20 protein-coding genes are annotated in these 23,425 nt (G+C 55.4%); 10 read left to right on the top strand and 10 right to left on the bottom strand.

The window, feature by feature from the left end:
* Positions 1-2: 2 nt before the first annotated feature.
* The gene (gene sdhC / locus ACFDAU_RS06665; protein ID WP_413439207.1) at positions 3-380 is read right to left on the bottom strand and encodes a succinate dehydrogenase, cytochrome b556 subunit; all 378 of its coding nucleotides are present in this window, start codon (positions 378-380) and stop codon (positions 3-5) included.
* A gap of 4 nt (positions 381-384) precedes the next feature.
* Complete coding sequence (locus ACFDAU_RS06660) at positions 385-1,584, bottom strand: malic enzyme-like NAD(P)-binding protein (protein WP_413439206.1); 1,200 nt, start codon at positions 1,582-1,584, stop codon at positions 385-387.
* Positions 1,585-1,826: 242 nt separating this feature from the next.
* Here ACFDAU_RS06660 and ACFDAU_RS06655 point away from each other — a divergent pair, with 242 nt between their 5' ends.
* From ACFDAU_RS06655 to ACFDAU_RS06645, 3 genes are all read left to right on the top strand, one after another.
* Positions 1,827-2,894 (top strand): HD domain-containing phosphohydrolase, encoded by a 1,068-nt coding sequence (locus tag ACFDAU_RS06655; RefSeq protein WP_413439205.1) that lies wholly within the window; start codon positions 1,827-1,829, stop codon positions 2,892-2,894.
* Between the two features lie 90 nt (positions 2,895-2,984).
* A complete protein-coding gene (locus tag ACFDAU_RS06650; protein ID WP_413439204.1) occupies positions 2,985-3,416 on the top strand; it encodes a response regulator in 432 nt (143 codons plus the stop codon).
* A 552-nt stretch (positions 3,417-3,968) separates the two neighbouring features.
* Positions 3,969-5,576 (top strand): ATP-binding protein, encoded by a 1,608-nt coding sequence (locus tag ACFDAU_RS06645; RefSeq protein WP_413439203.1) that lies wholly within the window; start codon positions 3,969-3,971, stop codon positions 5,574-5,576.
* Positions 5,577-5,580: 4 nt separating this feature from the next.
* Here ACFDAU_RS06645 and ACFDAU_RS06640 read toward each other — a convergent pair whose 3' ends face one another.
* Complete coding sequence (locus ACFDAU_RS06640; protein ID WP_413439202.1) at positions 5,581-6,474, bottom strand: crotonase/enoyl-CoA hydratase family protein; 894 nt, start codon at positions 6,472-6,474, stop codon at positions 5,581-5,583.
* Between the two features lie 254 nt (positions 6,475-6,728).
* On the opposite strand from ACFDAU_RS06640, the gene ACFDAU_RS06635 reads away from it, so the two are divergent.
* The 3 genes from ACFDAU_RS06635 to metG are packed head-to-tail and all read left to right on the top strand — an operon-like array spanning position 6,729 to position 12,059.
* A complete protein-coding gene (locus ACFDAU_RS06635; RefSeq protein WP_413439201.1) occupies positions 6,729-9,572 on the top strand; it encodes an aconitate hydratase in 2,844 nt (947 codons plus the stop codon).
* Between the two features lie 11 nt (positions 9,573-9,583).
* Positions 9,584-9,955, top strand: a complete 372-nt coding sequence (locus ACFDAU_RS06630) for a YidH family protein (protein ID WP_413439200.1) — start codon at positions 9,584-9,586, stop codon at positions 9,953-9,955.
* A 58-nt stretch (positions 9,956-10,013) separates the two neighbouring features.
* Complete coding sequence (gene metG / locus ACFDAU_RS06625) at positions 10,014-12,059, top strand: methionine--tRNA ligase (protein ID WP_413439199.1); 2,046 nt, start codon at positions 10,014-10,016, stop codon at positions 12,057-12,059.
* A 67-nt stretch (positions 12,060-12,126) separates the two neighbouring features.
* Here metG and ACFDAU_RS06620 read toward each other — a convergent pair whose 3' ends face one another.
* The gene (locus ACFDAU_RS06620; RefSeq protein ID WP_413439198.1) at positions 12,127-12,618 is read right to left on the bottom strand and encodes a hypothetical protein; all 492 of its coding nucleotides are present in this window, start codon (positions 12,616-12,618) and stop codon (positions 12,127-12,129) included.
* A complete protein-coding gene (locus ACFDAU_RS06615) occupies positions 12,530-13,012 on the bottom strand; it encodes a LysR family transcriptional regulator (protein ID WP_413439197.1) in 483 nt (160 codons plus the stop codon). Before ACFDAU_RS06615 ends, ACFDAU_RS06620 begins: the two co-directional genes overlap by 89 nt.
* 246 nt (positions 13,013-13,258) lie before the next feature.
* On the opposite strand from ACFDAU_RS06615, the gene maiA reads away from it, so the two are divergent.
* On the top strand, positions 13,259-13,903 hold the full coding sequence (maiA, locus tag ACFDAU_RS06610) for a maleylacetoacetate isomerase (protein ID WP_413439196.1): 645 nt from the start codon (positions 13,259-13,261) through the stop codon (positions 13,901-13,903).
* A 105-nt stretch (positions 13,904-14,008) separates the two neighbouring features.
* Entirely contained in the window at positions 14,009-14,701 is a 693-nt protein-coding gene (locus ACFDAU_RS06605; RefSeq protein WP_413439195.1) for an HPP family protein, read from the top strand.
* Between the two features lie 305 nt (positions 14,702-15,006).
* Here the strand turns inward: ACFDAU_RS06605 and dnaE are convergent, their stop codons facing one another.
* Positions 15,007-18,453 carry a DNA polymerase III subunit alpha gene (gene dnaE / locus ACFDAU_RS06600; protein WP_413439194.1) on the bottom strand — a complete coding sequence of 1,149 codons (3,447 nt, stop codon included), beginning with the start codon at positions 18,451-18,453 and terminating at the stop codon, positions 15,007-15,009.
* 68 nt (positions 18,454-18,521) lie between these two features.
* Here dnaE and ACFDAU_RS06595 point away from each other — a divergent pair, with 68 nt between their 5' ends.
* Positions 18,522-19,343, top strand: a complete 822-nt coding sequence (locus tag ACFDAU_RS06595; RefSeq protein ID WP_413439193.1) for a sulfurtransferase — start codon at positions 18,522-18,524, stop codon at positions 19,341-19,343.
* Positions 19,344-19,453: 110 nt separating this feature from the next.
* Complete coding sequence (locus tag ACFDAU_RS06590) at positions 19,454-20,374, top strand: LysR family transcriptional regulator (protein WP_413439192.1); 921 nt, start codon at positions 19,454-19,456, stop codon at positions 20,372-20,374.
* Between the two features lie 87 nt (positions 20,375-20,461).
* On the opposite strand, the gene ACFDAU_RS06585 is transcribed toward ACFDAU_RS06590, so the two are convergent.
* The 4 genes from ACFDAU_RS06585 to tatA all read right to left on the bottom strand — a co-directional run bounded on the left by ACFDAU_RS06585 (position 20,462) and on the right by tatA (position 23,421).
* Positions 20,462-21,664: an ammonium transporter gene (locus tag ACFDAU_RS06585; RefSeq protein ID WP_413439191.1), complete on the bottom strand. Its 1,203-nt coding sequence runs from the start codon at positions 21,662-21,664 to the stop codon at positions 20,462-20,464.
* A gap of 259 nt (positions 21,665-21,923) precedes the next feature.
* Positions 21,924-22,748 (bottom strand): twin-arginine translocase subunit TatC, encoded by an 825-nt coding sequence (tatC, locus tag ACFDAU_RS06580; RefSeq protein ID WP_413439190.1) that lies wholly within the window; start codon positions 22,746-22,748, stop codon positions 21,924-21,926.
* On the bottom strand, positions 22,745-23,182 hold the full coding sequence (tatB, locus tag ACFDAU_RS06575) for a Sec-independent protein translocase protein TatB (RefSeq protein ID WP_413439189.1): 438 nt from the start codon (positions 23,180-23,182) through the stop codon (positions 22,745-22,747). Before tatB ends, tatC begins: the two co-directional genes overlap by 4 nt.
* Before the next feature lie 23 nt (positions 23,183-23,205).
* On the bottom strand, positions 23,206-23,421 hold the full coding sequence (tatA, locus tag ACFDAU_RS06570) for a Sec-independent protein translocase subunit TatA (RefSeq protein WP_124706281.1): 216 nt from the start codon (positions 23,419-23,421) through the stop codon (positions 23,206-23,208).
* Positions 23,422-23,425 lie beyond the last annotated feature (4 nt).

Here is a 23,425-nt window from a genome sequence, read left to right as displayed (position 1 = left end):
GCCTACCACAACCATCTCCCTGCAATGACCAGAGTCAGCAAGCTACTTGCCAGTAACGTCACTGCAGACAGCTTGCGTGCCATGGCTAGTGCGGTGCCTACATGGATATCCAGCAGCAAAAAGCGCAATCCCCCCAGCAGGTGCTGCAAATAACCCCACAGCAATAGCGTCGACAGCACCTTGACCACCGGCATGTGCAGCCACTCGTGCAGCCGTGCGTAGCCGTCGGCGTCAAATGAGGTTTGCAGCAGGTACAACAGCAACGGCGTGACCAGAAACAGCACGGCACCGCTCATGCGCTGCAGGATGGACACCCACCCCGGCAAGGGCAGGTGGATTTTGAACAGATTGAGGTAAACCGGACGGGACAGGTGCCGCACCGGTTTATTCCTTTGCCGCTTTCATCACTGCAGGCGGGATGCGTTCCATCAGGCGCGCATCAAAAGGCTTGGGAAGGATGTAATCGCGTCCGAATTCCAGTTTGGTCAGGTTGTAGATGGCCAGAACATCTGCCGGTACCGGTTCGCGCGCCAAATCCATCAGCGCATGCACGGCCGCAATCAGCATTTTTTGTGTAATACGCTTGGCTCTGGCGTCGAGCGCTCCGCGGAAAATGAACGGGAAGCCCAGTATATTATTCACCTGATTCGGGTAATCCGAACGTCCTGTCGCCATGATGAGATCATCGCGCGCAGCATGCGCGGCATCCGGCGTAATCTCCGGGTCCGGGTTCGCCAAAGCAAATACTACGGGCCTGTCCGCCATGCTCTTGATCATCGCAGGCGTCACCAGATTGGCCGCCGACACACCAATGAAAGCATCTGCACCCTGCATTGCATCGGCCAGCGTCCTGGCATCCGTCTCGGCGGCAAAAAAAGCATGGTGCGGTGGCAGGTCGGTCATGCCGATGTGCAGTACACCCACCTTATCCACCACCAGCAGCCTGGATTTGTCCGCGCCCATCGCCAGCAACAAACGTAATGACGCGCTGCCCGCCGCGCCCGCACCCAGACAGACGATCCGGGCATCGGCCAGCTTTTTGCCCTGAACGTGCAGCGCATTGATCAGGCCTGCGCAAATGATCACTGCCGTGCCGTGCTGGTCATCGTGAAATACCGGGATATCCAATCGTTCGGACAGCGCTTTTTCGATCTCGAAACAGTGCGGGGCGGCAATATCTTCCAGGTTGATCCCGCCAAACGTTGGCGCAATATGCACGACCGTATCAATAAATGCCTGCACACTGGGTGCATTGATTTCGATATCGAACACGTCTATTCCGGCAAAACGCTTGAACAGTACGCCTTTGCCCTCCATCACCGGCTTGGCGGCCAGCGGTCCCAGATTCCCCAGACCCAGAATCGCCGTGCCGTCGGTAATCACCGCCACCAGATTGCCCTTGTTGGTATAGCGATAGGCCAGTTCCGGATCGGCGCCGATTGCACGCACCGGTTCCGCCACGCCCGGGCTATAAGCCAGCGACAACTCATGCTGGGTGGCGCACGGTTTGGAAGATTCAACGGAGAGCTTGCCGGGTTTGGGAAACTGATGGTAATCGAGAGCTTGTTGTTTGAATGAGGACATGGGATTCCGGGATAGTTGATTGCGCAGTAGTTATAATAAGGTAGTGCAGAATTATACTCTCAGCGCCATCATGCATGTGTTTATCATTAAAAATCATATTGTTAGAATTATATATTTGATCTTCATATCGCCCATGGACAGGGCGGCCAGTAAAACTGCACAGGCGGAATAAAGCTTCGGCCAGTCCTGCCGATAATATTAATATAATGACATTTCATGTCGAATATCAGCCTAACGGCCTCATGACCAATTTCAATATACCCGCAACCAGTACAGTTCTGATACTTGATGACCAGGCGACCAGCCGGACTATCCTCGCCCAGGTCGTGCGTGGTATAGGCACTGGTATCAGCGTACAAGAGGAGACATCGCCTTCCGCTGCGCTGGCCTGGGCAGCAGCCCACTCCGCCGATCTGGTGCTGGCAGATTATTTAATGCCCGACATGAATGGGGTCGAATTCATTAGCCGCTTGCGTCAATTACCCGGCTATCAGCACGTTCCAGTCGTCATGGTCACCATCAAGCAGGATATGGAAACGCGTTATGCCGCACTGGACGCGGGGATGACCGATTTCCTGACCAAACCCGTGGACATGCGCGAGTGCTTTTCACGCTGTCGCAACCTGCTGACGCAGCGCCAACAGCAACTGGCACTGGAAGACAAGAGCCGCGTACTGGAAGATATGGTTAGCGTGGCCACTGAAGAAATCCGCTGCCGTGAAAGGGAAACCCTGATGCGGCTGGCGCGCGCTGGCGAATACCGTGATACCGATACGGCCAAGCATTTGCTACGCATGTCGCGTTATAGCCGCATACTGGCGGATGCTCTCGGGCTGCCTGAAGAAGAAGCGGAACTCATAGAACTTGCTGCGCCTCTGCACGATATCGGAAAAATCGGTATTCCCGACAGCATCTTGCGCAAGAACGGGCCACTCACGGATGCAGAGATTGCCATCATGCGCCAGCACCCGAAAATCGGTCACGACATCCTGGCAAACAGCCCGTCCAAATATCTGCGGCTGGGCGGTGAAATCGCCCTGGCCCATCATGAACGCTACGACGGGTCAGGCTACCCGTTTGGCGCTTCAGGCCAGGAGATACCGCTTTCTGCGCGCATCGTGGCTATCGCGGACGTACTGGACGCGCTTACCTCGGTCCGTCCCTACAAGTCAGCATGGAGCATCGAAGCAGCCATGCAGTATTTGCTCAAGGAAAGCGGCCAGCATTTCGATCCTGAACTGGTAAAAATCATGCTTACACTCGGCGCGAATGTGCAAAAAATACAGTCGGAATTTGCCGATCTCCCCTGACCCTCGCCCTTGAGGAATCTATAAATGTGCGCCATGATGCTGATATCCTCTTCTTCTCAGCATTTATTCTCATACGCTTCCATCAGTCATATGTCCGTCCGCAATATACGCAGTGCGCCTACCTATCGCCAGACCGTGCTCATCATTGATGATCAACCCATGGTCCTGGCGATCCATACTGCCGTGATGAAATCCATTTCCATGGATTTGCGCATTGTAACCATGACCGATCCCAAGGCCGCGCTCGAATGGCTGGGTCAAAAACAGGTAGACCTGATTGTCACCGATTACCGGATGTATCAGATGGATGGCATCCATTTCATCCATGCCGTACGCGATTCAAGAATCGAGCCCATGTGTCCGATAATCGTGGTGACTGCGCTGAAAGATGAAAATATTCATCAGCAATTGCTGAAAGCAGGCGTCACGGCCTGCCTGACCAAGCCCGCACGCGCAGCACAACTGTCAAAAATAGCTCGCACCCTGCTCGAAAATGGCAGGCGGCAATACACTACGCAGTAAAGCAGACCAACCATGAGCATGCTGGGGAAAATGAAAATCTGGTTCACCGATCATGTTGCGAGATGCGACAGGGTGGAGCTTGAGCAATCGTTGATTCGGCTGGGTATGGGAGTGGCCGTTTTTACCTATCTGTTACTGTACTATTATTTCTCCAGGGCCACGCTTAGTTATAACGAGACCATCTCGTTGATCATTATCGGTTCCTTCCTGCTGCTTTCCTCGGCACTTATCGGTTCTATTCTATATAGCAGCAAGCCATCTGTTGTACGTCGTTTGGTGGGAGCATGGATAGATATCGGGACCGTTACATTACTGATAATGTTTACCGGTGAAGTCGGTGTTCTACTGGTAGGCGTTTATTTATGGGTCATATTCGGCAATGGATTTCGCTTCGGGAAAAAATATCTTTTTCATTCTCAAATATTGAGTATCGCGGGATTCGGTCTCATCATTTTAATCTCCCCCTATTGGAAAAATCACCCACCTATTAGCTATAGCGTATTGGTTATGCTGGTTGCCCTGCCGATTTATGTTGCTGCTTTGATAGGGCGAATGAACGAGGCCAGGCATAAAGCCGAGGAAGCCAGCGCCGCGAAAACCCGCTTTGTGGCCAACATGAGCCATGAGATTCGCACGCCGCTCAATGGTATTATCGGTATCGGCACCTTGTTTAAAGCCACCCCACTCAATAGCGAGCAACGTGATTTGCTCGACACGCTGGACAGTTCTTCCAGATTACTGGTAGCTCTTCTGAGTAATGTGCTGGATTTCGCCAAAATCGAGGATGGCAAGCTGACTATCGAGCACACCAGCTTTTCCGTACATAAGCTGCTGGAAGAAACCGTAAAAATTTTTCATTCCAATGCTGAAGCCAAAAATATCCACCTGGATACCCATATCGCAACCACAATCGACATGCTGCGCGGCGATCCTCACCGGCTGCAACAGGTGCTTGCCAATCTGGTAGGCAACGCCATCAAATTCACAGAACTTGGCGGCGTCACCCTATCCGTCACCTTGCTCGGGGAAGACGAGCATCACTGCAATCTGCGTTTTGAAGTCGCAGATACCGGCGTAGGCATTCCCACCAGTGCACAGGGCAAAATATTTGAGAGTTTCACCCAGGCTGACATCTCCACGACCCGTCGCTTCGGTGGTAGCGGGCTGGGGCTGACCATTTCCAAGCATCTGGTGGAAGCCATGGGGGGGCGCCTCTCTTTCGAAAGCGCAGAAAATATAGGCAGCCGTTTCTGGTTTGACATGCCGCTGGAAAAAACGCTGCTGACTCAGCCCGAACGTGCCGGGATCGTGCCGTTACCCACTACACGTGATGCCCGCCTCGGCAGTTCGCTGCGCATCCTCGTATGCGAGGACGATGCCACCAATCAGAAAATATTGCTGCGCTTGCTGGAGTTGGCCGGTCACCAGATATCTTTGGCAAACAATGGCGAAGAGTTGCTCGATCAACTTGAACGCGCCAACTTCGATCTGGTTATCGCCGATCTCAATATGGCGGGCATGAGCGGAACGGATGCCTTGAAGCTCTATCGCTTCACCAGGCCGGACGACACTCGCACTCGTTTCATACTGCTTACCGCCAATGCCACTCCCGGTGCGCGCCAATCAGGCAAGGAAGCCGGGTTCGATGCCTTCCTGAGCAAACCTGTAGATGCCTCCACTTTGTTCAGCACCATCGCAAACCTGCTAGGCATGCCTGACACCACCGCTGAAACCTGGCTGGATACGGTCATGGGCGGTTCCCATCCCAATCCGGTTCCGGCCAGTTCGGAAACCAACGCAGTGCTGGATGCCGCCACGCTCAGCGAACTGGAAATCCTGGGGGCGGGGGATGCCTTGTTTGTGCAACGCCTATTACGCAACTACTTGCGTGATTCAGGCGAATTACTGGACAAGATCGAATACGCGGTCAAGCACAAGCAATACGGTGCACTGCGCGACCATTGCCACGCGCTCAAAGGCAATAGCCTGAGCGTCGGTGCCCGAGGGGTCTTCGTCCGCGCCGAAACCATGGATCGAGCTGATCCTGGCGAACTGCGCTTTCGCGGTATCGCCATGCTCGGACTATTACGCACTGACTACACAGCGGCGCGGGCTGCTATCGAAGACTACCTCAGTCGTCGGCAGACAGCCGCGCGCTGAGTCCTCATGCGATAGCTTGCTCTGCTATTGCCGGCTCCGTCACTTTGCGGTTCTGCGCCCGTACCAGACGCTCCATGATCTTGAGATCGCGTTCACTCAAGCGCAGCGCCGCATCCACCCAAATCTCGGTGATTTCGTATAATTCTTCTACAGTAAGCGGGTTTACACGCTGCTTGGCGCGCTGTATGGCCTGGAAAGAATTCAACGAACGGTGATTCTTGCGTATCCAGTCGTAGAGGGCTTTTTCACCCTGCCCGTCTTCGGCCAGCACATCCACCACACCCATCTCATACAGTTCCTCCCCTGTATATACCTTACCCGAGCGCACCATGGCTTCAGCTGCGCGCATGCCGATTTTGCGGGACAGAAAACTCAACGCGCCCATGCCCGGAAAGAGATTGAACAACACCTCTGGCAACCCCATTCGAGCGCTCTTTTCCGCGATCATGACATGGGTAGAAAGCGCGCCTTCAAACCCTCCACCCATCGCCTGACCCTGAACAAGGGAAATGGTCGTGATTGGGGCCTGCATGTTATATAAGGTCCAAACGTTATCAATACATAGCCTGGCGTACGTCAATAACTCCTTGCGCGTTTGAGCCCTGATCGCTTCGCCAAACGCAGCCAAGTCACCACCCAGATTAAATACTCCCGGCAAGTCCGAGGCCAGAATCAGATAGTTCGTCTTCTGAAAACTTCCATTTGAAATAGTGCGCCCTTTCATGTTTTCCTGATATGTATGGTGCTGCAACAAGTCCTGCAAAGTTGTCTTGGTAAAACAAGGCCTGGGTTCAGGCCTCATGAATGACCACATGACACCGTACTCTGCATCGAAACGGGTGCGGATCTGTTCAAAGTTGCCATTGCTGTATTGCTGGAAGTCCACTACTGCGTTCATTATTTTCTCCTGGTATATCGAGGGATGACTCTGCCGGCGCATGTGCGCGTTGCCAGTGGTATCACAAAAATATTTCGGCGTAAATATTCTTGTCTAATCAAGAATAAATATGCTGCCTGATCGTTAGTACATTCTTCTGGATGACACGAATCAATCGCTGCAAAGGCCTACTTCATGCGGCTTCAGACTGTGCGCAATTTTCGTTTCGCAAAGTACGGTAAAATCATGCTATTTCAATCCCGGGTTTTTTTACCATGCACGTTCCCCACCAGTTGTTCGACACCCTCTCCGAATTTCCGCTCGGCAATGGCGGCATTGGCCGGTTTTATTCGCTACCTGCACTGGAAGCCGCCGGGGTAGGGAAAATATCGCGTTTGCCGGTATCCATCCGCATCGTGCTGGAAGCCGTGCTGCGCAATTGCGACGGCCTGAAAATCACCGAGCAGCACATTCGCGAACTGGCCAGCTGGCAGCCCAACGGCAAGCGCACCGAGGAAATCCCTTTCGTGGTGGCGCGCATTCTGCTGCAGGATTTCACCGGGGTACCGCTGCTCGCCGATCTGGCGGCGATGCGCTCGGCAACTGCGCGAGCAGGCAAGAATCCCCAGGTAATCGAGCCGCTGGTGCCGGTAGACATGGTGGTGGATCACTCGGTGCAGGTGGACGTGTTCAACCAGCCCGACGCGCTGCAAAAGAATATGGAGCTGGAATTCATCCGCAACCGCGAGCGCTACCAGTTCCTGAAATGGGGCATGCAGGCATTCGATACCTTCAAGGTGGTGCCGCCCGGCATCGGCATCGTGCATCAGGTCAACCTGGAATACCTGGCACGCGGGGTGATGGAGAAGGACGGCGTACATTACCCGGACACCCTGGTGGGCACCGACTCCCACACCACCATGATCAACGGTCTGGGCATCGTCGCCTGGGGCGTGGGTGGCATCGAGGCGGAAGCCGGCATGCTCGGCCAGCCGGTGTATTTCCTCACCCCGGACGTGGTCGGCGTGCACCTGAATGGCAAAATTCGCGAGGGCGTGACCGCCACTGACGTGGTGCTGACCGTGACCGAAATGCTGCGCAAGGCGAAGGTGGTGGGCAAGTTCGTCGAATTTTTCGGCGCAGGTGCTGCGGCACTGTCACTGCCTGACCGCGCCACCATTGCCAACATGGCTCCTGAATACGGCGCGACCATGGGTTTCTTCCCGGTGGACGAAGCCACCTGCGCCTATTACGCCGCCACTGGCCGCAGTGCTGAACAGGTCGCTACCATCCGCAATTATTTCCAGGCACAGGGCTTGTTCGGCATCCCCCAGGCTGGCGACTGCGACTACTCGCAAGTGCTGGAAATCGACCTGGGCAGCGTGGTGCCCAGCGTGGCTGGCCCGCGCCGCCCGCAGGACCGCATCGAGCTGGATCACGTCAAACAGGCTTTTGCCGGGCTGTTTGCCAAACCGGTGGCCGAGGGCGGCTACGGCAAGGCTGCCGGGACGCTGGCGCAGCGTGTGGCGCTCACGCCGGCCCCCGCCGGAACGGATATCGCAGGCGGTGGCGTGCAAAACAGCGACACCCTGCCGGCCGGCGGCACCGACCCGGCGGTGGTAATTGAACGCGAAATGGTGGACAACCGCCCCACCCCAGACCATCTTGCCAGCAATGCGGTCTACACGGCTGCACAAGGCGGAACGCTCGGACACGGCGACGTGGTGATCGCCGCGATTACCTCCTGCACCAACACCTCCAACCCCAGCGTGATGCTGGCCGCCGGCCTGCTGGCGAAAAAGGCCGCGGAAAAAGGCCTGGTCGTTTCCCCTCACGTCAAGACCTCGCTCGGCCCCGGCTCGCGCGTGGTGACCGAATATCTGAAAGCCGCCAATCTGCTGGACCCGCTGGGCGCGATGGGCTTCAAGCTGGTGGGCTACGGCTGCACCACCTGCATCGGCAACTCCGGCCCGTTGCCTGCCGCAATTGAGTCCGCGATTACCGGCAACGACCTGATCGCCGCTTCGGTGCTCTCCGGCAATCGCAACTTCGAGGCGCGCGTGCATCAGAACGTGAAAGCCAATTTCCTGATGAGCCCGCCATTGGTGGTGGCCTACGCCATCGCCGGAACCATGAACAAGGATCTGGCAACCGAGCCGCTGGGTACGGGCCGCGATGGCGCCCCGGTATACCTCAGGGATATCTGGCCGTCCCTGGACGAAGTGGCCGCAGTGATGGGCACCGCCACCAACCCGGACACCTACCGCAAACTTTACGCCGACTTCAGTGCCGACAACCCTCTATGGGCCGCTGTGCCGGCGCCAACTGGCGCGGTATATGATTGGGATGCTGCATCTACCTACATCCAGCAGCCGCCGTTTTTCGACGGCGCAGCGGGCGACAGCGGCGTGATTCATGGTGCACGCGCGCTGGCGGTGTTCGGCGATTCCGTCACCACCGACCACATCAGTCCGGCCGGGTCCATCAAGCCCAGTTCCCCGGCAGGAAAATTTCTGCAGGAACACGGCGTGGACCGTGCCGATTTCAACAGCTATGGCGCTCGCCGCGGCAACCACGAGGTGATGATGCGCGGCACCTTCGCCAACGTGCGTATCAAGAACCTGATATTGCCCGGCAGCGAGGGCGGTGTGACGAAACACCAGCCCGATGGCGCGGAAATGGCGATCTATGATGCGGCCATGCAATACCAGCAGGAAGGCACTCCACTGATGATTTTCGCCGGCGAGGAATACGGTACCGGTTCCAGCCGCGACTGGGCAGCCAAGGGCACGCGCCTGCTGGGCGTGAAGGCGGTGATAGCGAAAAGCTTTGAGCGCATCCACCGTGCCAACCTGGTGGGCATGGGTGTACTGCCCTGCCAGTTCAAGGATGGTGCAGGCGCGGACGCTCTGAATCTGGACGGCAGTGAGACTTTCGACCTGCTCGGCCTGGAACACGGCATCGCTCCACAGCAGGACGTAACGCTGGTGATCCACCGCGCTGATGGTTCGACCGATACAGCGGCGGTGAAGCTGCGCATCGACACACCGATCGAGGTGGATTATTACCAGAGCGGCGGCATTCTGCCCTTCGTGCTGACCCAGTTGCTGGCTGACTGAGCGGCTAAGCCATGTCCGACCTGAACGATCCACGCGTATTTTTCGCCGCCGAGCGCACGCTGCTGGCCTGGAACCGCACTTGCCTCACGCTGATGGCATTCGGCTTTGTGGTCGAGCGCTTCGGCCTGTTCCTGCACATGCTCGCGCCACAGATGCCCCAGCATCTGGAGCGCGGCATCTCGTTCTGGGTGGGACTGGGTTTCATTCTGCTCGGCAGCCTGATGGCCGTACTCGCGGTGATCCAGTACCGGCGTGTGCTGCGCACCCTCAAGCCGGTGGAAATTCCGGACGGTTACTGGGTCAACATGGCGGCGCTTTCCACCTTGTTACTCGCCGTGCTTGGCATGGTGCTGTCCGCCTACCTGACCATGGGGCTGAAATAAATTTCGCGTATCGCTGCGATACGAAAACCCTCTCCCGTCCAATGAAAAATCGACTCCCATGACCCGCAAAATTCTCGTCACCTCCGCCTTGCCCTACGCCAATGGCGCCATCCACCTCGGTCACCTGGTGGAATACATCCAGACCGATATCTGGGTGCGCTTCCAGAAAATGCACGGGCATGAATGCTATTACGTATGCGCCGACGACACCCACGGCACGCCCATCATGCTGCGCGCCGAGAAGGAAGGCATCACGCCGGAACAATTGATCGCGCGCGTGCATGGCGAGCACCTGCGCGATTTCACCGGCTTTCACGTCGGTTTCGACAGTTATCACTCGACCAATTCCGAGGAAAACCGCGAACTGTCCAGCACGGTCTATCTAAAGCTGCGCGAAGCCGGACTGATCGAGAAAAAGACCATCGAGCAATACTACGATCCAGTTCGGGAAATGTTCCTGCCGGACCGCTTCATCAAGGGCCAGTGCCCAAAATGCGGCGCGCAGGACCAGTATGGCGACGGCTGCGAGGTATGCGGCGCGACCTATACGCCCACCGACCTGGTCAACCCGGTGTCGGCTGTGTCCGGCAGCACGCCGGTACGGCGCGAATCCGAGCATTACTTCTTCAAGCTCGGTGCCTGCGAAGCGTTCCTGCGCGAATGGACACGCTCCGGCGCACTCCAGCAGGAGGCTGCCAACAAGCTGGACGAATGGTTTTCCGCAGGACTGCAAAACTGGGACATTTCGCGCGACGCGCCCTACTTCGGCTTTGAAATCCCCGGCGCGCCGGGCAAGTATTTTTATGTCTGGCTGGACGCACCTATCGGCTATATGGCCAGCTTCAAAAAGCTCGCGGCGGAAAAAAACCTGGACTTTGACGCCTGGTGGCACAGTAATTCCGGCACCGAGCTATACCACTTCATCGGCAAGGACATCCTTTATTTCCACGCCCTGTTCTGGCCGGCCATGCTGAAAAACGCCGGCTACCGCACTCCGAACGGCGTGTTTGCGCACGGGTTTCTCACCGTCAACGGCGCCAAGATGTCCAAGTCGCGCGGGACCTTCATCACCGCTGAAAGCTACCTAGCCAGCGGCATGAACCCGGAATGGCTGCGCTACTACTACGCCGCCAAGATCAACGGCAGCATGGAAGACCTGGATCTGAATCTGGCCGACTTTGTCGCCCGGGTGAACAGCGACCTGGTGGGTAAATACATCAATATCGCCAGCCGCACCGCGGGTTTCATCGCCAGGCACTTTGACGGCAAACTGGCTGCCAGCCTGCCCGCCTCGGAATTGCTCGGCGAAGTTCAGCACGCCGCCACGCTCGTCGGCGAATGCTACGAGACGCGCGAATACGGCAAAGCGTTGCGCGAAATCATGCGCCTCACCGACCTGGCCAATCAGTACGTCAACGACAACAAACCCTGGGAACTGGCCAAACAGGAAGGCCGCGAGGCGCTGTTGCATGAAGTCTGCTCGGTCAGCGTCAACCTGTTCCGACTGCTCACACTTTATCTCAAACCAGTGCTGCCCAAGCTCGCCACCGAGGTAGAATCCTTCCTCAATATCGCCGCGCTGACCTGGACGGATGCCGGCACGCTACTGACCAACCACAGCATCAACGCCTACAGCCACTTGATGACGCGTGTCGAGCAGAAGCAGGTCGACGCCCTGGTGGCTGCCAACCAGCAAAGCCTGGAACCTGCGGCTGAGACCCACTCTCCGGCACGGCACGCCGAGGCACAAGCCCACTCCATCGCCCCGATAGCCGACACCATCACGGTAGATGATTTCGCCAGGATCGACCTGCGCGTGGCAAAAATCGTCAACGCGGAGCACGTGGAAGGCGCGGACAAGCTGATTCGTCTGACCCTGAACATCGGCGAAGGCAAAACCCGCAATGTTTTTGCCGGCATCAAATCCGCCTACGATCCGGAAAAACTGATCGGCCGCATGACCGTGATGGTCGCCAATCTGGCGCCGCGCAAGATGAAATTCGGCGTTTCCGAAGGCATGGTATTGGCCGCTTCAGGCGAAACGCCGGGGTTGTATATCCTGTCGCCGGATGACGGCGCAGTGCCCGGAATGCGAGTGAAATAAGACGGTCATGCCTTTTTTCCTGTTCCCTGCGCCGGCAAAAGCCATCTTGCCGGCATTCGCGCCATCTTCAGAGGCTTAGGCTGATATCTGTATCCATAGTCTGTCCACGCCGCTCCTCCCGCCCCAGCAGCCGTAAACCCGCCAGCGCCTGCTGCAGAAAATCATCATTGCGTGACAGGGGATACACCATGTGCGCAGTCACCGAAAAATGAGGGATGTCAGGCACACGGTGCAAGCGGTTTTTGGCAAGAAGCGTGCGAACCATACGCAGCGGAAAGTACGCCGAACCACCCGATGTCAGCAGTTGCTGGATGCCCAGCCAGCCAACATTTGCGCTCAGCGCCGGGGGCGGATGGTCAGGAAAATGCAGGGAGAACTGGTGAAAGAATTCCGTGCCCCAGTCCACATGGACATAACCGGGATCGGGCCAGGGGCGCATCCTGTCGGTCGTTACCAATATCAGTGTTTCATCAAACAAGCGCTCCAGGCCTAGTCCCGGACGTGCTTCGGGCGTGTACATCAAGCCGATATCCAGTGTGTTCTGCACCAGACCCTGCATGATATCCTGGCTCGAAACCGATCTCCAGGCGCAAGGAAACCGCTGGAGCAGTTTCTCGCATCCATGCCACCCAGCGTGATAAAAAACCTTCCCATAAAGCGATCCGTCCGCTGACGGTCAAGCCGCCCGAATATCCATCGGGCAAACCCACATCCTGCCTGGCGATATCCGCGGTGCGCACCAGCGTCTGAGCGTGGCGCACGAAGCGCTGCCCCGCCGCCGTCAATGCCGCACCCTGCTTGCCCCGGCTGAATAATTTTGCGCCCAGTTTCCTTTCCAGATTCTGGATGCGGACACTCACAGTAGATTGGGTAACGTGTAGTTTTTCGGCGGCGCCCAGAAAATTCCCTATGGCGACCACATGGAGAAAAGTGCGCGCCTGTTCTATATCCATCTATCGATAATTCCGATACAAAGCATCATAATATTTCGTTTTTATTATAAATAAAAGCATCTTAAACTGCCTGACTTTCAGGCGCTTTCAAGGTCGACATCAAGGACGGCGCCCTCGGATCTGGACCATTACCCCCCGGAGCACACATCGACGGGATATCAAAACCGGCGTTTGATCTTGCCTCAAAGGACAATTCGCTCAGCGCCAGGTGGATCACAAGCTTGGATACATTACAGGAGCCATACCATGCAACTCTTCAGTTTTTTCAGCAGTTCAACCGCTTTCCGGGTCCGTATCGCTCTTGCGCTCAAAGGGGTTAGCTATGAATATCGAGCCGTAAATCTGCGCGCCGGCGAGCAACACCAGCAGGCATTCCTTGACCGCAATCCTTCAGGCGGCGTCCCGGTGCTGGTCGATGGGGATGTCTGCCTCGGCCAATCACTGGCCATTCTCGATTATCTTGATAGCCGCTATCCGGAGCCCCGCCTGACTCCCGCAGATCCGCTACAACGTGCGCGAGTACTGGAACTGGTTAATGTCATTGCCTGTGATATCCACCCCGTCAACAACCTGCGGGTGCAACTGTATTTGAAAAACATTCTGGGCGTGACCGAAGAGCAGAAAAATATCTGGTACCGGCACTGGGTAGAACAGGGTTTTGACATCGTGGAGTGTTTACTCGCACGCCAGGACGACGCGCCTTACTGCTTTGGTAACCAACCCACCTTGGCCGATTGTTGCCTGGTACCCCAGGTATGGAGTGCAGCGCGCGCAGGCTGCGATATCGCGGCTTATCCACGTATCGATCGGATCTATCGCCATTGCATGGCTCAGCCCGCTTTTATACAGGCAGCACCAGAACAACAGGCTGATGCGCCGCAGCAAACCTGATTCGCGCGCCACGGGGTCAAACGGCTTAACCAACCGATCCAGTCGCTATTCGCGTAAAACTATCCAACACTATCGTATAAAGCATCGTCATCAATGAAGTACATAATGAAAAACCTTGGCATTACTCCCTCGCACCAGTTGCCCTTGCCCGGTCACCGTGAAAAATGGATTTCCGGCTTGGGTGGCGCAGTGGGTATTGCCCTGACGCTATGGACCAGCCAGTGGGTTCCGGGCCATCATGCAATTTTGATCGTAGCATCGATGGGCGCCAGTGCCGTATTGCTTTTTGCCGCCCCGCATAGCGCATTTTCCACGCCGTGGGCAGTTCTGGGGGGGCATGTTAGCTCTGCACTGATCGGGATTGCATGTGCGTGGCTGGTACCCAATCTATTCATTGCCACACCGCTGGCACTCGGACTGTCCATTGTTTGTATGTACTACTTGCATTGCATCCATCCGCCGGGCGGTGCCACTGCTTTTATCGCAGTGATGGGCGGACCGGAGATTCACGCGATGGGGTTCGGCTATGCACTTTTTCCCATCCTGGTGAATGCCGGCATTCTGGTAGTGGCAGCGATGGTCTTTAACCATCTGTTTCGCGCTAAACAGGAAGCTCACATAGCGGAAGTGGAATCCCATCTGCATCTACCCGAGAAATATCTTATTCGGCACAGTGACTTGGTCTACGCCTTGTCGGAAATTCAGTCCTACATAGACGTGAGCGAAGAAGATTTATTGCGTGTTTACAATCTGGCGACAGAGCATGCGCATCCCGGCGAAATGCTGAGGGATAAATGATTTCCCGCATGCCAAACCGGCTTAGCTGACCGGATCTTTCTTGAAATTCAGGACAAAAAAATGCCCGGCGCGTAACGCTGCCGGGCGAAATCCTCTTATTAAGGAGGAGGAGGAGACAACACTGAGCTCTTGGGAAAGAGCTGAAGATCAGCGTTATAAGAATTTTCTAATATTATTACTTTCATGTCAATTAATTTTCGAAAATTTCTTGCACAGATCGATCAGAAATCATTATCTATTTGATTTATTGAATAAATAAAAAACGGGTGGAAAACCACCCGTTTTTTATTTGCATAGAGTCCGGCTCAGAACTCGACTCGAACATTATCGCGGCTTAACCAGCCATTCAGCACTTCGAGCAAACCATCATGCAGTTCCACGCGCCAGTTGTCGCCCAGTGCCAGTTCGCAGGCAGCCGGGCCATTGTGATATGCAATTCGTACCGGGCAACCGCCTTCCTGGGAGCGGTACGGCTGCAGTATGTCCAATAGTTTGCCAGCGCTGGATTGTCCGTTCATGGCAAGCTTGAGCGATTTTGCATAACGGGTACGCGCAGCGGCGAGGTCGTAGAGCTTGTCCACCATTACGCGCAGACCACCCGAGTAATCGTCTTTCGACACCTTGCCTTCTACCAACAACAAGCGGTCTTCCTTGAGCCACTCGCGATGCCGCTCGAATACCTCATTGAAGACCGGCACTTCGAGCGTTGCTGTTCCATCGTCCAATTGGACAAAGGCCATTTTTCCGCGCCGCGTCATCTGCGCGCGCAACGCCGAGATAATGCCTACCAGCAATACCGGCTGAGGACTGGGTGCAACATCCTTCAGGCGCAGTTTAGCCAGCCCGGCCAGTTCGGGCGCATACGCATCGAACGGATGCCCGCTGAAATAAAACCCCAAAGCGGTTTTTTCCTGCAGCAATTTTTCTTTCTCGTGCCAGCGCGGAACATCCGCCAGAGATGGTTGACTGTCCGGATGATTGTCGAGATCACCAAACAGGCTAACCTGATTGATATCAGCCGCTGCCTGCTCGGCCAGATCCAGCGCCATACCGACTGAAGCCAGCAGCGCCGCGCGATGATCGTTCAGGCTGTCGAACGCTCCCGCCCGAATCAGTGATTCTAACGTGCGCCGGTTCACACTGCGCTTGTCCACACGCCGTACAAGATCGAACAGATCCTTAAATGGACCGTCTTTTTCGCGTGCCGCAACAATGGCGCTGATCGCTGCCTCGCCGGTCCCTTTAACTGCACCCAGACCATAGCGGATCTGTTTGTCGTTTTCCGGGGCAAAGCGGTAACCGGACAGGTTGATATCCGGCGGCAATACCTCCAGACCATTGGCCAGGGTATCTTCGTAGAAATTTTTCACCTTGTCCGTGGCATCCATATCCGCGGATAAGGTGGCGGCCATGAATGCCGCCGGATAGTGGGCCTTTAGATAGGCCGTGTGATAAGCGACCAGTGCATAGGCGGCCGAGTGTGATTTATTGAAGCCATAGCCGGCGAACTTCTCCATCAAGTCGAAGATGTAAGTAGCCTGCTTGGCATCGATTCCTTTGGCTACCGCACCGTTGACGAAAATATCACGGTGCTCGGCCATCTCTTCAGCCTTTTTCTTACCCATGGCACGACGCAGCAAATCGGCCGAGCCCAGCGTATAACCGCCCATGACCTGGGCGATCTGCATCACCTGCTCTTGATAAACGATCACGCCGTAGGTGGGCTTGAGGGTGTCTTCCAGCGTGGGATGCATGTAGTCCACACGTGCCTTGCCGTGTTTGCGGTTGATGAAGTCGTCCACCATGCCCGACTCCAGCGGACCGGGACGGAACAGTGCCACCAACGCCACCACGTCCTCGAAACAATCCGGCTGCAGACGCCGGATCAAGTCTTTCATGCCGCGCGATTCGAGCTGGAATACCGCTGTGGTATTGCAGGCCTTCAGCAGCGCGTAGCTGCGCCGATCATTCAATGGCAGGGTTTCCAGGCTGAATGGTGCTTTGCCATCGGGCGACAATGCTGCGACATAACGCATTGCCCAATCAAGAATGGTCAACGTGCGCAGGCCAAGGAAGTCGAATTTCACCAGACCCGCTTTTTCCACATCGTCCTTGTCGAACTGCGACACGGCAGAATCCGAGCCTTCGGCAATGTAGAGCGGGCAAAAATCGGTAAGCTTGCCCGGCGCGATCAGCACCCCGCCTGCATGCATGCCAACGTTGCGGGTCAGATCTTCCAGCTTTTGCGCCAGGTCGAACAACTCGCGCACGTCTTCCTCGTTATCGTAACGGTCCTTGAGTTGCGGTTCGGTTTCCAGGGCTTTTTGCAACGAGACCGGCTTGACTCCCTCAATCGGCACCAGTTTGGAGAGCTGGTCGCACAGGAGATAGGGCATGTCCAGCACGCGCCCGACGTCGCGGATCACCGACTTGGAGCCGAGGGTGCCAAAGGTCACGATCTGCGATACGGCCTCGCGCCCGTACTTGTCCTTGACGTAGTTGATAACGCGTTCGCGCCCGTCCTGGCAGAAATCCACGTCGAAGTCGGGCATGGACACCCGCTCCGGGTTCAGGAATCGCTCGAACAGCAGGTCGTACGGGATCGGGTCGATGTCGGTAATGCCAAGCACATAAGCCACCAATGAACCCGCACCGGAGCCACGTCCCGGCCCCACCGGCACACCGTTATTTTTGGCCCAGTTGATAAAGTCTGCCACGATCAAAAAATAGCCGGGGAAACCCATCTGGATAATGGTGCCGAGCTCGAATTGCAGACGTTCCTGATATTCCGGGTAGCGTTTGTCGCGTTCGGCAACGTCTGGGTACAGCAACGCCATGCGCCCAGCCAGGCCTTCCTGGGAGCGTTCCCGCAAGTGCTCATCGAGTGTCATGCCCGCCGGCGTGGGGAATTGCGGCAGCATGCTTTTTCCCAGCTCCATGCTCAGCGAGCAGCGTTTGGCGATTTCTACGCTGTTGGTCAGCGCTTCGGGAATATCGGCGAACAGCGCCGTCATTTCCGCCCGGGTTTTGAAATACTGCTCCTCGGTAAACATGCGCGGACGGCGACGATCGGCCAGCAATGCGCCTTCCGCGATGCACACGCGCGCCTCGTGCGCCTTGAAATCCTGGCGTTCAGGAAACTGTATGGGATGGGTAGCCACCACCGGCAAATCCAGTGCCAGCGCCAACGGCAGCGTGGCCTGCAGACAGTTTTCAGCCTCGACATGGCCGCTGCGCTGGATTTCCAGGTAATAGCGATCGGGGAACAGCGCTGCCCAGCGGCTGGCCACGGCTTGCGCCGCGTCCTTATTACCCGCCAGCAGCGCCTGCCCCACATCACCCAATTGCGCGCCGGACAGGGCAATCAGCCCGGCGGTACCGCTTTCACCAAACCATGCCTGGCGCAGTTCCGCACGACCGCGATACATGTTTTCACGGTAGGCGCGGGTCAGCAATTCAGACAGGCGGCGAAAGCCGTCGCGGTTTTGCGCCAGCAGCAAAAGGCGACTGGGCCGATCGCGATCGGAGTCATTGCTCATCCACACGTCGCAGCCCAGGATGGGTTTGACGCCCTGGCTGCGCGCAGATTGATAAAATTTCACCATCCCGAATAAATTGGATAGGTCGGTTAAGGCCAGCGCAGGCATGGCATCCGCCACGGCGCGTTGCACCGCGTTGTCGATGCGTACGATGCCGTCGCTGATGGAGTATTCGGAATGCAGGCGGAGATGGATAAACTCGGGATCGGGCATCTGCTGATTTTACCCGGTTGCGGCAGGGTATAATACCGTCTGTTTATAAGCCTTTGAATCTCCGAATCATGCCAGCCATTCTTAACATCGCTGCTTACCGTTTTGTGCCACTGGAAGACCTGCCCGCCCTGCGCGAAACCTTCCGTGAACGTACCCGCGGGCTCAAGGGTACCGTGCTGCTCACGCCTGAGGGCATCAATATGTTCCTCGCCGGCGCTGCCGCCGAATTGGAAACCTTTATTGACTGGCTCACCGCGGATGCGCGCTTTGCCGACATCGCCATCAAACGCAGTATGTCGGACGACATTCCATTTAACCGCATGCTGGTCAAGCTGAAAAAAGAAATCATCACCTTTCATCAGCCTGATTTCGAACGTACCAGTCACCCAGCGCCCCAGCTCCCCGCCAATGAACTGAAAAAATGGTACGACGAAGGCCGCGAATTCATCATCGTGGATACCCGCAACGATTTTGAATACCGCGTCGGTACGTTCAAGAATGCGGTAAATCTCAAACTACACAGCTTTGGAGATTTTGCGGCAGCCACCGAGCAGCTCAAGAACTATCGCGACATGCCTATCGTCACGTTTTGCACCGGCGGCATCCGCTGCGAAAAAGCGGCACCATTCATGGCCGGACAGGGTTTCAGCCAGGTATACCAGCTGGAAGGCGGCATCCTCAAATATTTCGAGGAATGCGGCGCAGCACACTACGATGGCGAGTGTTTCGTGTTCGACAAGCGCGTCGCGCTCGATGGCGAACTCAAACCTACGCAAACCAATATGTGCTTTGCCTGCAGGAGCGTATTGACGCCTGAAGATCAGCAATCCGCAGACTATGTGCTGGGCGTATCGTGCCCGTACTGCGTGCACAAGCAAGCTGTAGCCTGACCGATTATCGCAGCGCATATCCGGACGACTTGGAAACGGGGGCCAGCAAGCCGCCGTTTTTTGCCGGTTATGGGAGATAATCGTGCGCAACAAGATCAATTCATTTGAATATGAAAATCACCCTGGAATCCCTGCAAATTCTGGATGCGATTGATCGGCGCGGCAGCTTTGCCGCAGCTGCGGAAGAAGTGTTCCGTGTACCTTCCGCTCTCACCTATACCATGCAAAAACTGGAGAGCGATCTAGGCGTAGCCTTGTTCGATCGTGCCGGACGCCGCGCCCTGCTCACCCCAGCAGGCCGGGTCCTGCTGGATGAAGGTCGTATACTCTTACAAGCTGCCGACGCACTGGAATGCCGGGTAAAACGTGTCGCCACGGGGTGGGAAACGGAACTGCGCATCGCGCTGGATATGATGCTCGATATCACGGCCCTATTCCCTTTGATTGAAACGTTTTATACGCAGATGAGCGGAACCCGCCTGCGTCTTAGCCACGAAGTACTCGGCGGTAGTTGGGATGCTTTGGCGACGAACCGCGCGGATCTGGTCATTGGTGTGTCCGGCGACGGACCACCGGGGGGTGGGTATGTCACACATAAAATTGGCGATGCTGAATTCGTCTTTGCGGTGGCTCCGGGCCACCCTCTGGCCAGTGTGGATCAACCCATCACTGCACATGAACTACTCAAGCATCGCGCCATAGCCATAGCCGACACCTCACGTCAGCTTTCCACCCGCAGCAGCGGCCTGTTGGACGGACAAGACGTACTGACCGTACCCGATGTAACCGCCAAGCTCGCTGCACAAATTGCCGGGCTGGGTGCCGGTTTCCTGCCGCGCTCTATGGCTGAGATAGAGGTCACGGCAGGTCGCCTGGTGATATGCGAGGTGGCCGAACCGAAACCGCTGGTACCGCTCTATCTGGCCTGGCGCAGCCGAAACAAGGGCCGTGCGCTGCGCTGGTTCCAAAAACAGCTTGATGACCCCACTCTGGCATCGGCCCTATTACGCAACGTCGCCCCTCAATCCTGACAAACTTCGCACTGCCCCTGTATAAAATAATCGATGTAAATGATACAAAAAAGCCGGGAATTCCCGGCTTTTTTAAACGCTACCCTATTACCAGCTCGTTTCGCGTTCCGCCGTCGCGGAAATCTTGTGGATGGCAAGGTCTGCGCCGTTAAATTCATCCTCCTGGCTGAGGCGAATACCCACAAACATCTTCAATAGACCATAGACCACGAAGCCGCCTATCAAGGCAACCGCAATACCCAGCAGTGTTCCCAACAATTGCGACATGAAGGCAACGCCACCGAGTCCCCCTAGCGCTTTTGCTCCGAAAATTCCCGCTGCCAGGCCTCCCCAGGTGCCACACAGGCCATGCAATGGCCACACACCCAACACATCGTCTATCTTCCATTTGTTTTGGGTAATGGTGAACATCCACACAAACAGCCCTCCCGCAACCACTCCTGTCACCAGCGCACCCAGAGGATGCATCACGTCTGATCCTGCGCAAATGGCTACCAGACCCGCCAGGGGGCCATTATGGATAAACCCTGGGTCATTACGACCAAAAACCAGTGCAGCCAGCGTGCCACCGACCATGGCCATAAGCGAGTTGACGGCTACCAATCCGGTAATCTTGTCGATGGTTTGCGCAGACATGACGTTAAAACCGAACCAGCCCACCACCAGAATCCAGGCACCCAAAGCCAGAAAAGGAATGCTGGAGGGTGGATGTGCAGCGATCTCGCCGTTTTTACGATAGCGCCCATGCCGCGCACCCAGCAGCAGCACAGCCGCCAAAGCAATCCAGCCCCCCACTGCATGGACCACAACAGAGCCGGCAAAATCATGAAAATTTGCGCCAAAACTGGTTTTTAGCCAGTCTTGAAAACCGTAATGATTATTCCAGGCAATGCCCTCGAAAAATGGATAAACAAAGCCAACCAGCGCAAAGGTCGCCGCAAGTTGCGGGGTAAATTTGGCGCGTTCAGCAATGCCCCCCGAAACAATAGCCGGAATTGCAGCCGCGAAGGTCAGCAGGAAAAAGAATTTGACCAGTTCATATCCACTTTTAGCAGCCAGCACTTCAGCACCGCTAAAAAAACTTACGCCGTAGGCGATGCTGTAGCCAATAAAGAAATAGGCGATCGTTGAAACACAAAAATCGGTCAGTATCTTTACCAGCGCGTTCACCTGATTTTTCTTGCGCACTGTTCCCAGTTCCAGAAAAGCAAAACCTGCATGCATCGCCAGTACCATAATCGCGCCCAGCAAAATAAACAGTACGTCGCTGGAATTTTTTAAATTTTCCATATCTCTCCCCAATGAAAGATCAATTCCTAAGCAATTTATGCACCAATATTTTTTTATTTAATATATCAATTAGATAACTATTTACATGTTAAAAATATTGATTAATATGCACAAATTATGTGCGTTACAAACTATATTGCACCATATTGGTGCAGATAAATTTTTGAATATCCCAGCTCTGCTAAATAAGCTGATAATTCATTAAGCGAGCAGGGGAATTTAAAAGGAGGGAAGTCAGAAGGGGAAACCAACCAGGCAATTACTTCTCGATACGCCTGGCGTCAGCATCCGAACCGAGATTATCGAGTTCACGATCCATCTCTTCTTCTGAAAGCGGCTGATAGGTCTCTGAATTGACCGGTTTTGGCTTGGAAATAAAACTGGCAACTACGATGCCCAGTTCATACAGCAACCATAGTGGCACTGCGAGCATGGACTGTGAAATCACATCCGGGGGCGTAAAAATCGCCCCGATGACAAATGCTCCGACAATCACGTAGGGACGAATTTCACGTAATTTACTGACACTCACCACACCTATTTTGACCAACAACACGACTATGACAGGGACCTCAAAAGTAATACCGAAAGCCATGAACATGGTCATCACGAAATCCAGGTATTTAGTGATATCGGTCATCACCGCCACACCGACCGGTGCCACGCCGGTAATAAAACCAAACACCACCGGGAAAACCATGAAATAAGCGAATGCCATACCACAGAAAAAAAGCACCACGCTGGCAACGACCAGTGGCACACCCAGACGTTTTTCATGCGAATACAGGCCCGGCGCAATAAACGCCCAGATTTGATAAAGTATATACGGCAAGGCAATCAGGAAAGCTGCCATCAGTGTCACTTTAATCGGCACCAGGAACGGTGCAGTGACCTCGGTGGCAATCAGCTGGCCTCCTTTGGGAAGGGCATGCAACAGGGGTTCTGCAAGCAAGGTATATAGATCATTGGCCCAGTGGAACAGGCCAAGGAAGATCACGACCACTGCGATGACCGAACGTAACAAACGGTCGCGCAATTCGATCAAATGGGAGATAAAGGTTTCCTGCGAAGCGGAGTTGCTCATGCTTTGGTATTGTTTGGTTCATGCGTAACGTTATGGCTCTGGGGAAGATGGACAGGTTCCAGTTCCAGTTCAGCCTGAGGAGAATCAATGAAGTGAGTTTCTGCACTTACCTGATTAGGCGCAGCCGTATCTGATGTGACTGCCTCCGGCTCCGTATGCACCATCCCTTTCAGGGCATTCTGTGCACCCATAACTTCTTCGGAGATCCTGTTTTCCGTATTCTCCATGCTTTGTTTGAATTGTTCGCCGGCTTTCTTCAGTTCATCCAACTGCATTTCCCGGCTGATGTCGGATTTAACAGTGGATACATAGCGTTGCAGGCGCCCCAGCAAATGGCCTGCTGTACGCGCAACTTTAGGCAAACGCTCAGGGCCAATCACGATCAACGCCACTACGCCGATCATTACCAGCTCGGAAAATCCGATATCAAACATAATTCAACCTAAGCAAATTACGCTCAAACTTTGGTTTTCTCTTTGACTTCGCCTTCAATGGTCTGGCCACGGCTCGCGCCGCCATCAATTTTGTCTTGCTCACCCTCTTTCATCGCTTCCTTGAAGTTCTTGACCGCCCCACCTACATCGCTGCCTATATTGCGCAGTTTTTTGGTGCCGAATACCACCAGCACAATAGCCAGAACGATCAGCCAATGCCAAATGCTAAAGCTGCCCATGATG

This window comes from Sulfuriferula sp. GW1, assembly GCF_047300855.1.
Classification (GTDB): Bacteria; Pseudomonadota; Gammaproteobacteria; order Burkholderiales; family Sulfuriferulaceae; genus Sulfuriferula.
Note: the sequence above shows the minus strand (reverse complement) of the source record. Positions and strands in the feature narration are given on the sequence as shown.

Coding starts and splice junctions, on each gene's coding strand:
- ACFDAU_RS06650 (WP_413439204.1), top strand. CDS start 2,985: ATGTCCGTCCGCAATATACGCAGTGCGCCTACCTATCGCCAGACCGTG.
- metG (WP_413439199.1), top strand. CDS start 10,014: ATGACCCGCAAAATTCTCGTCACCTCCGCCTTGCCCTACGCCAATGGC.
- ACFDAU_RS06645 (WP_413439203.1), top strand. CDS start 3,969: ATGAACGAGGCCAGGCATAAAGCCGAGGAAGCCAGCGCCGCGAAAACC.
- ACFDAU_RS06590 (WP_413439192.1), top strand. CDS start 19,454: ATGAAAATCACCCTGGAATCCCTGCAAATTCTGGATGCGATTGATCGG.
- ACFDAU_RS06595 (WP_413439193.1), top strand. CDS start 18,522: ATGCCAGCCATTCTTAACATCGCTGCTTACCGTTTTGTGCCACTGGAA.
- ACFDAU_RS06655 (WP_413439205.1), top strand. CDS start 1,827: ATGACCAATTTCAATATACCCGCAACCAGTACAGTTCTGATACTTGAT.
- tatC (WP_413439190.1), bottom strand. CDS start 22,748: ATGAGCAACTCCGCTTCGCAGGAAACCTTTATCTCCCATTTGATCGAA.
- ACFDAU_RS06640 (WP_413439202.1), bottom strand. CDS start 6,474: ATGAACGCAGTAGTGGACTTCCAGCAATACAGCAATGGCAACTTTGAA.
- maiA (WP_413439196.1), top strand. CDS start 13,259: ATGCAACTCTTCAGTTTTTTCAGCAGTTCAACCGCTTTCCGGGTCCGT.
- tatA (WP_124706281.1), bottom strand. CDS start 23,421: ATGGGCAGCTTTAGCATTTGGCATTGGCTGATCGTTCTGGCTATTGTG.
- ACFDAU_RS06605 (WP_413439195.1), top strand. CDS start 14,009: ATGAAAAACCTTGGCATTACTCCCTCGCACCAGTTGCCCTTGCCCGGT.
- dnaE (WP_413439194.1), bottom strand. CDS start 18,453: ATGCCCGATCCCGAGTTTATCCATCTCCGCCTGCATTCCGAATACTCC.
- tatB (WP_413439189.1), bottom strand. CDS start 23,182: ATGTTTGATATCGGATTTTCCGAGCTGGTAATGATCGGCGTAGTGGCG.
- ACFDAU_RS06615 (WP_413439197.1), bottom strand. CDS start 13,012: ATGGATATAGAACAGGCGCGCACTTTTCTCCATGTGGTCGCCATAGGG.
- ACFDAU_RS06635 (WP_413439201.1), top strand. CDS start 6,729: ATGCACGTTCCCCACCAGTTGTTCGACACCCTCTCCGAATTTCCGCTC.
- ACFDAU_RS06630 (WP_413439200.1), top strand. CDS start 9,584: ATGTCCGACCTGAACGATCCACGCGTATTTTTCGCCGCCGAGCGCACG.
- ACFDAU_RS06585 (WP_413439191.1), bottom strand. CDS start 21,664: ATGGAAAATTTAAAAAATTCCAGCGACGTACTGTTTATTTTGCTGGGC.
- ACFDAU_RS06660 (WP_413439206.1), bottom strand. CDS start 1,584: ATGTCCTCATTCAAACAACAAGCTCTCGATTACCATCAGTTTCCCAAA.
- ACFDAU_RS06620 (WP_413439198.1), bottom strand. CDS start 12,618: ATGCAGGGTCTGGTGCAGAACACACTGGATATCGGCTTGATGTACACG.